The organism is Streptomyces sp. KLMMK (assembly GCF_036961605.1).
Lineage (GTDB): Bacteria > Actinomycetota > Actinomycetes > Streptomycetales > Streptomycetaceae > Streptomyces > Streptomyces telluris.
Genome location: NZ_JBAMDC010000399.1, coordinates 1 through 5795 on the forward strand (window position 1 = coordinate 1; position 5795 = coordinate 5795).

A 5795-nucleotide genomic window follows, 5' to 3' on the forward strand; every position below is an offset into this window, starting at 1 on the left:
CGCGGCGCCCTGCTCCGCGGCGCCGTCCATGTTCTCCACCCAGGCCCGGGGCTCGGCGCCGCCGCCGACCCACTCCTCGTGGAGGAACTCCACGATCTCGGGGAAGTCGTGCACCGGATACGACTCGTCCTCGGGGAAGCGCTCCTCGCCCGCGGTCAGCTCCCCCGCGTTGACCAGGACGCGCAGCCGGCCGCGCTCGCGCTCCCACACGGAGACCGCGGCGAAGCTGCCCTCCAGGGCGGACATCACGCGCTCCGCGGCGGCGGACACGGTCTCCAGCGGGGTGCGTGCGGCCGCCATCGACTGCGCGAGCTCCACCACGGCGCGCAGCCGACCGTCGCACTCCCCGCCTGCCGCCACCCGAGCCTCACATTCCGTTGCTGAGCGCAGTTTCTGCACTCCAGCCTAAGAATGTCGGCCGCATTCCGCCGCATGACGGCCTTAGCGCCCGCTTGTCACTTCTCCCTTGGAAGTGAACTCGGGTGACAACAGGACCCGTCAGTCGCCGTCGGCCGCGCTCAGTGCCCCGGCCACTCCGGCTTGCGCTTCTCGTTGAAGGCCGCCACTCCCTCGGCCCGGTCACCGGAGAAGGCGACGGACCTCCACGCCGCGTCCTCGACCTCCAGCCCGGCCCGCAGGTCCAGGCCATGCCCCAGCCGCAGCGCCCGCTTCGCGGCGCGCAGACCGACAGGAGAGTTACCGGCGATCCGACCGGCCAGCGCCAGCGCCTCAACCCGATCCTGCCCCTCGAGCACAAGCTGATCGATGAGCCCCAAGGCCCGCGCTTCCTCGGCTTCCACACGCCGCGCACTGAAAATCAGCTCGGCGGCCCGGGCCGCCCCCACCCGCCGGGGCAGGAGCTGCGTCCCGCCACCGCCCGGGATGACGCCCACCGAGACCTCGGGAAGACCGACCACAGCCGTCGAGTCGGCCACGATCACATCGCAGGAAAGAGCCAGCTCGAACCCGCCGCCGAGCGCGAACCCGTGCACCGCCGCGATGGTGGGCATCGGCAGCTCCAGGACGCCCGTGTAGGCGGCACGAGCGTGCGGCCGCTGCCGGCTCAGGTCGGCGTCCGTAAAGGAATTCCGCTCCTTGAGATCCGCACCCACACAAAAAGCGCGCTCATGCGTGGACGTCAGCACGACAACCCGCACGGAATCGTCGAGGCCAAGAGCCCGGGTCGCCTCGGCAAGACGAGCGGCCAGCTCGCTGGACACGGCGTTCATGGCCTTGGGCCGGTCCAGTACGAGCTCGGCCACGTGGCCGTGCCGCCGGACCAGGATCCACTCTCCGAAACGCTGCTCGCTCATAGCCTGCACCCTCCGGGTTAACGCCTGTAAACGTGCGGAGACCCGATCATGCCGCGCACCCACCCGGCAGGGCCATACCCAAAGACGAGGTCTGGCGGGCCGCACCCGCGACCCAAGCCCGAAGACGACGGGAGGTGACGAGACCGCACCCGCCGCCCGAGGCCGAAGACGGCGGGAGGTGACGGGGCCGCAGGGGTGGGGGTCCGGGGCGCTGACGTGTATTTGCGGGCCCGATACGGAAGGGGGCTCCGCTGCGGCACCGCGCACCGGCCCGTAAATATACGGCCCCGGACCCCCACCCCGGAGGCCCCGGCGCCGGCACCACGACGCCGCTCAGCCACCCCGCCGCTCAGCCACCCCGCCGTGACAGCAGCCAAGGCTCGACCATGCCCAGCCCGCGAACCGGCCGCTGCCACATCGGCTGCAGCGCAAAGCGGTACCCCGCGGCGGCCTCGTCGCCCTCCCCCACGTCCGCCTCCGACTTCGGCGCGTCGCCGTTGCGGGTCAGCTCCTCCGCCAGCGCCTGGTCGACGAGCACCGCGTCCTTCGGCGCTATCGACGTCAGCCGCGACGCCAGGTTCACCGTCGTGCCGAAGACGTCGCCCATCCGCGTCGTCACGGTCCCGAACGCGAGCCCGACCCGCAGCTCGGGCATCGTCTCGTCGTGCGTCATGGTCTCGATGAGCCGCAGCCCGATCTCGGCAGCGGTGCCCGCATCGTCCGCCGAGTACAGCACCTCGTCGCCGAGCGTCTTGATCAGCCGTCCCCCGTGCGCGGCCACCAGATCGGCCGCGGTGGTCTCGAAGGCCTCGACGAGCTCGCCGAGCTCCTCCTCTTCCAGACGCCGCGTCAGACGGGTGAAGCCGACGAGGTCGGCGAACCCGACGGCCAGCCGCCGGTCGACCATCTCCGCGTCGTCCTGTGCCTGGACGACGCGCCCCGTGGCGGCCGCCAGCTGCCGCCGCCACACGTAGATGAGGAACTCTTCCAGCTCGGGCAGCAGCAGCTCGACGAGCGGGTAGGTGATCTCCGTGCGCGTCATGCCGGGTTCCTGGGGCTCCGTCAGGCCCTCCAGGAAGGAGTCGATCTGCCAGTCGGCGAGGCGCGCCGTGGTCTGCCCGGTGGACCGGGCGACCTGCACGGCCATCGGCTCGCTGAGCAGCCCGGCCTCCACGAGACCGGCCAGCCGGCGCAGCGCGAGCACGTCGGCCTCGGTGAGCGCCTTGGCCTGCCCGATGTCGGCGAAGCCCATGGCCCGCCAGAAGCGGGAGGCGAGGTCCATGGAGACGCCGGCCGCGCGGGCGGCCTGGAAGGGGGTGTAGCGGCGCTCGGCGCCGAGGATCAGCGCTTCGAGGCGGAGCGCGATGGGGTCTCCGCCCTCGTCGCCGACGTCGTCGCCGTATTCCTCCGCGGCTGCGTCGACTCCGTCGACTCCGGCTCGCGCGGCGCTGTCGGCACGCGCAGCACCGTCCTCGCCCGTAGCCCTCACGGCACGGGAGGTTCCCCCACCGTCGGCGGTCACCGCCCGCCCCCTGTCCGATCCGTGCGCACTGCCCTGCCGATCACTGCTCGCTTAGGTTCTGGGCACAACGATACGACAGGTGTGCCGTAGCTCACTCTTCCGACGGGGCGGGCCGTACGTGAACGATGTCGCCGGCGCCCACCGGCTGCTGCACCCCGTCGCCCGTGGCGAGCACGAGCCGCCCGTCCCCGTCGACGGCCACGGCCTCTCCGACCAGCTCACGGCCGCCGGGAAGTTCGGCGCGGACGTGGCGCCCGAGCGTGGCGCACCCGGCGGCGTACGCCTCCTGCAGAAGGCTCTGCGCCGGATCGCCCGCCGCGTCGCGCCACCGGCCGTACCACTCCTCCAGCGAACGGAGTACGGCGCGCAGCAGCGGATCGCGGTCCAGGACCTGCGCTCCGGCCAGTGCCAGCGAGCCCGCCGTGGGGACGGGCAGCTCGTCGGCCCGCAGCGACACGTTCAGGCCGATGCCGACGACGACGGCGTCCCCGGTCCGCTCGGCGAGGATCCCGCCGGCCTTGCGCTCGTGCCCGTCGACGGTCACGAGCAGGTCGTTGGGCCACTTCAGCGCCGTGTCGACGCCGGCCGCCCGGGACAGCGCGGCCGCCGTGGCGACCCCGGCGAGCAGCGGCAGCCAGCCCCACCGCTCCACGGGCACGCCCGGGCCGGGCCGCAGCAGGACGGAGAAGAAGAGGCCGGACCGCGGCGGCGCCGTCCACGTGCGGTCGAGCCGCCCGCGTCCGGCGGACTGCTCCTCCGCGACGAGGACCGCCCCTTCGGGCCCGCCGGCCGCCACGAGGTCGGTGTTCGTCGAGCCCGTCCGCGCCACCACGTCCACCGAGGTCCACAGCGCGCCGGGGCGCAGCAGCCCGCGCCGCAGCGCGGTGACGTTGAGCGGCGGCCGGTCGAGATCGGACCAGCGGCCGCCGGAGGGGGGAGGCGTCTCAGGAGGCGTCATAAGAGCCACCATAGGAGGGAAGTGGAGGCAAACCGGTGTGGCCAACGACGCACTGCCGCAGCGCACCCGCGCGGATACGCTACGGACCGGTAGCACCGGTTAGCCCACTCAGCCTCAGTTCATCCTCAGCCAGCCCACCTCTGGACGAGCAGGAGCCGCATCCCGATGTCCGAGCCGGAATACGACATCCACACCACCGCGGGCAAGCTCGCGGATCTGCAACGCCGGATCGAGGAGGCCACGCACGCCGGCTCCGAGCGCGCCGTGGAGAAGCAGCACGCGAAGGGCAAGCTGACCGCCCGCGAGCGCATCGAACTCCTCCTGGACGAGGGTTCCTTCGTCGAGCTGGACGAGTTCGCCCGGCACCGCTCGACCAACTTCGGCATCGAGAAGAACCGCCCGTACGGGGACGGCGTCGTCACCGGCTACGGCACCGTCGACGGCCGCACCGTCTGCGTCTACTCCCAGGACTTCACGGTCTTCGGCGGCTCGCTCGGCGAGGTCTACGGCGAGAAGATCGGCAAGGCCATGGACTTCGCGCTGAAGACCGGCTGTCCGATCATCGGCATCAACGACGGCGGCGGCGCCCGCATCCAGGAGGGCGTGGTCGCCCTCGGCCTCTTCGGCGAGATCTTCCGCCGCAACGTGCACGCCTCCGGCGTCGTCCCGCAGATCTCCCTGATCGTCGGCCCCTGCGCGGGCGGCGCGGTCTACTCCCCCGCGATCACCGACTTCACGGTGATGGTCGACCAGACCTCGCACATGTTCATCACCGGCCCCGACGTCATCAAGACCGTCACCGGCGAGGACGTCGGCTTCGAGGAGCTCGGCGGCGCCCGCACGCACAACAGCACCTCGGGCGTGGCGCACCACATGGCCGGGGACGAGAAGGACGCCATCGAGTACGTCAAGGCGCTCCTCTCCTACCTCCCCTCGAACAACCTCTCCGAGCCCCCGGCCTTCCCCGAGGAGGCCGACCTGGAGATCTCGCCCACCGACGGCGAACTCGACACCCTCATCCCGGACTCGGCCAACCAGCCGTACGACATGCACACCGCCATCGAGCACGTGCTGGACGACGGCGAGTTCCTGGAGACCCAGGCCCTGTTCGCGCCGAACATCATCACCGGCTTCGGGCGCGTGGAGGGCCGCCCGGTCGGCATCGTCGCCAACCAGCCGCTCCAGTTCGCCGGCTGCCTCGACATCAACGCCAGCGAGAAGGCCGCCCGCTTCGTCCGCACCTGCGACGCCTTCAACGTTCCCGTGCTCACCTTCGTGGACGTGCCCGGCTTCCTGCCCGGCACCGACCAGGAGTACAACGGCATCATCCGGCGCGGCGCCAAGCTGATCTACGCCTACGCCGAGGCCACGGTGCCGCTCATCACGGTGATCACGCGCAAGGCGTTCGGCGGCGCGTACGACGTCATGGGCTCCAAGCACCTCGGCGCCGACCTCAACCTCGCCTGGCCCACCGCCCAGATCGCCGTCATGGGCGCCCAGGGCGCGGTCAACATCCTCCACCGCCGCACGATCGCCGCGGCGGAGACCCCGGAGGAGCAGGAGGAGCTGCGGGCGAAGCTCATCGCGGACTACGAGGATGCGCTCCTCAACCCGTACGCGGCCGCCGAGCGCGGCTACGTCGACGCGGTGATCATGCCGAACGAGACGCGCCGGCACATCGTGCGGGGCCTGCGGGCGCTGCGCGACAAGCGCGAGGCGCTGCCGCCGAAGAAGCACGGCAACATCCCCCTCTAGATCCCTGGATCTCTAGATCTCTAGATCCCTTCAGGAGGCCGTCGGTGATCAAGGTAGTCCGGGGCAACCCGACCCCCGAGGAGCTCGCCGCCGCCCTGGCGGTGGTCCAGGCCCGCGCGGCGGCGGGCAGCGCCGCCGCGCCCGAGGCGGGCGAAGCCCGCCCGGAGTGGTCGGCCCCGGCCCGGCGCCTGACCGCGGCCCGCATGCCGCAGGCGGGCCCGCGGGCATGGCGCACGACGTACTGGCC

At 72.0% G+C, this 5795-nt stretch carries 5 protein-coding genes and 1 pseudogene; 2 read left to right on the forward strand and 4 right to left on the reverse strand.

All coding sequences use genetic code 11. The features are described from left to right. The 4 genes and pseudogenes from V7793_RS32060 to V7793_RS32075 form a co-directional block, all read right to left on the reverse strand. Positions 1 to 300 (reverse strand): annotated as a pseudogene (locus tag V7793_RS32060) (diguanylate cyclase); the annotation flags it as partial. Between the two features lie 218 nt (positions 301 to 518). Next, positions 519 to 1313 (reverse strand): enoyl-CoA hydratase/isomerase family protein, encoded by a 795-nt coding sequence (locus tag V7793_RS32065; RefSeq protein ID WP_336013220.1) that lies wholly within the window; start codon positions 1311 to 1313, stop codon positions 519 to 521. A gap of 349 nt (positions 1314 to 1662) precedes the next feature. Then, positions 1663 to 2802, reverse strand: coding sequence for an adenylate/guanylate cyclase domain-containing protein (locus tag V7793_RS32070; protein WP_336013222.1), 1140 nt, complete (start codon positions 2800 to 2802; stop codon positions 1663 to 1665). A gap of 124 nt (positions 2803 to 2926) precedes the next feature. Further along, complete coding sequence (locus V7793_RS32075; RefSeq protein WP_336013225.1) at positions 2927 to 3793, reverse strand: biotin--[acetyl-CoA-carboxylase] ligase; 867 nt, start codon at positions 3791 to 3793, stop codon at positions 2927 to 2929. 165 nt (positions 3794 to 3958) lie between these two features. Here V7793_RS32075 and V7793_RS32080 point away from each other — a divergent pair, with 165 nt between their 5' ends. Together V7793_RS32080 and V7793_RS32085 are read left to right on the forward strand one after the other, a co-directional pair. Continuing rightward, entirely contained in the window at positions 3959 to 5548 is a 1590-nt protein-coding gene (locus V7793_RS32080) for an acyl-CoA carboxylase subunit beta (protein WP_336013227.1), read from the forward strand. A 44-nt stretch (positions 5549 to 5592) separates the two neighbouring features. Next, a partial coding sequence (locus tag V7793_RS32085; RefSeq protein WP_336013228.1) for an acyl-CoA carboxylase epsilon subunit occupies positions 5593 to 5795 on the forward strand: 203 nt, incomplete at its 3' end.

Coding starts and splice junctions, on each gene's coding strand:
- V7793_RS32080 (WP_336013227.1), top strand. CDS start 3,959: ATGTCCGAGCCGGAATACGACATCCACACCACCGCGGGCAAGCTCGCG.
- V7793_RS32065 (WP_336013220.1), bottom strand. CDS start 1,313: ATGAGCGAGCAGCGTTTCGGAGAGTGGATCCTGGTCCGGCGGCACGGC.
- V7793_RS32075 (WP_336013225.1), bottom strand. CDS start 3,793: ATGACGCCTCCTGAGACGCCTCCCCCCTCCGGCGGCCGCTGGTCCGAT.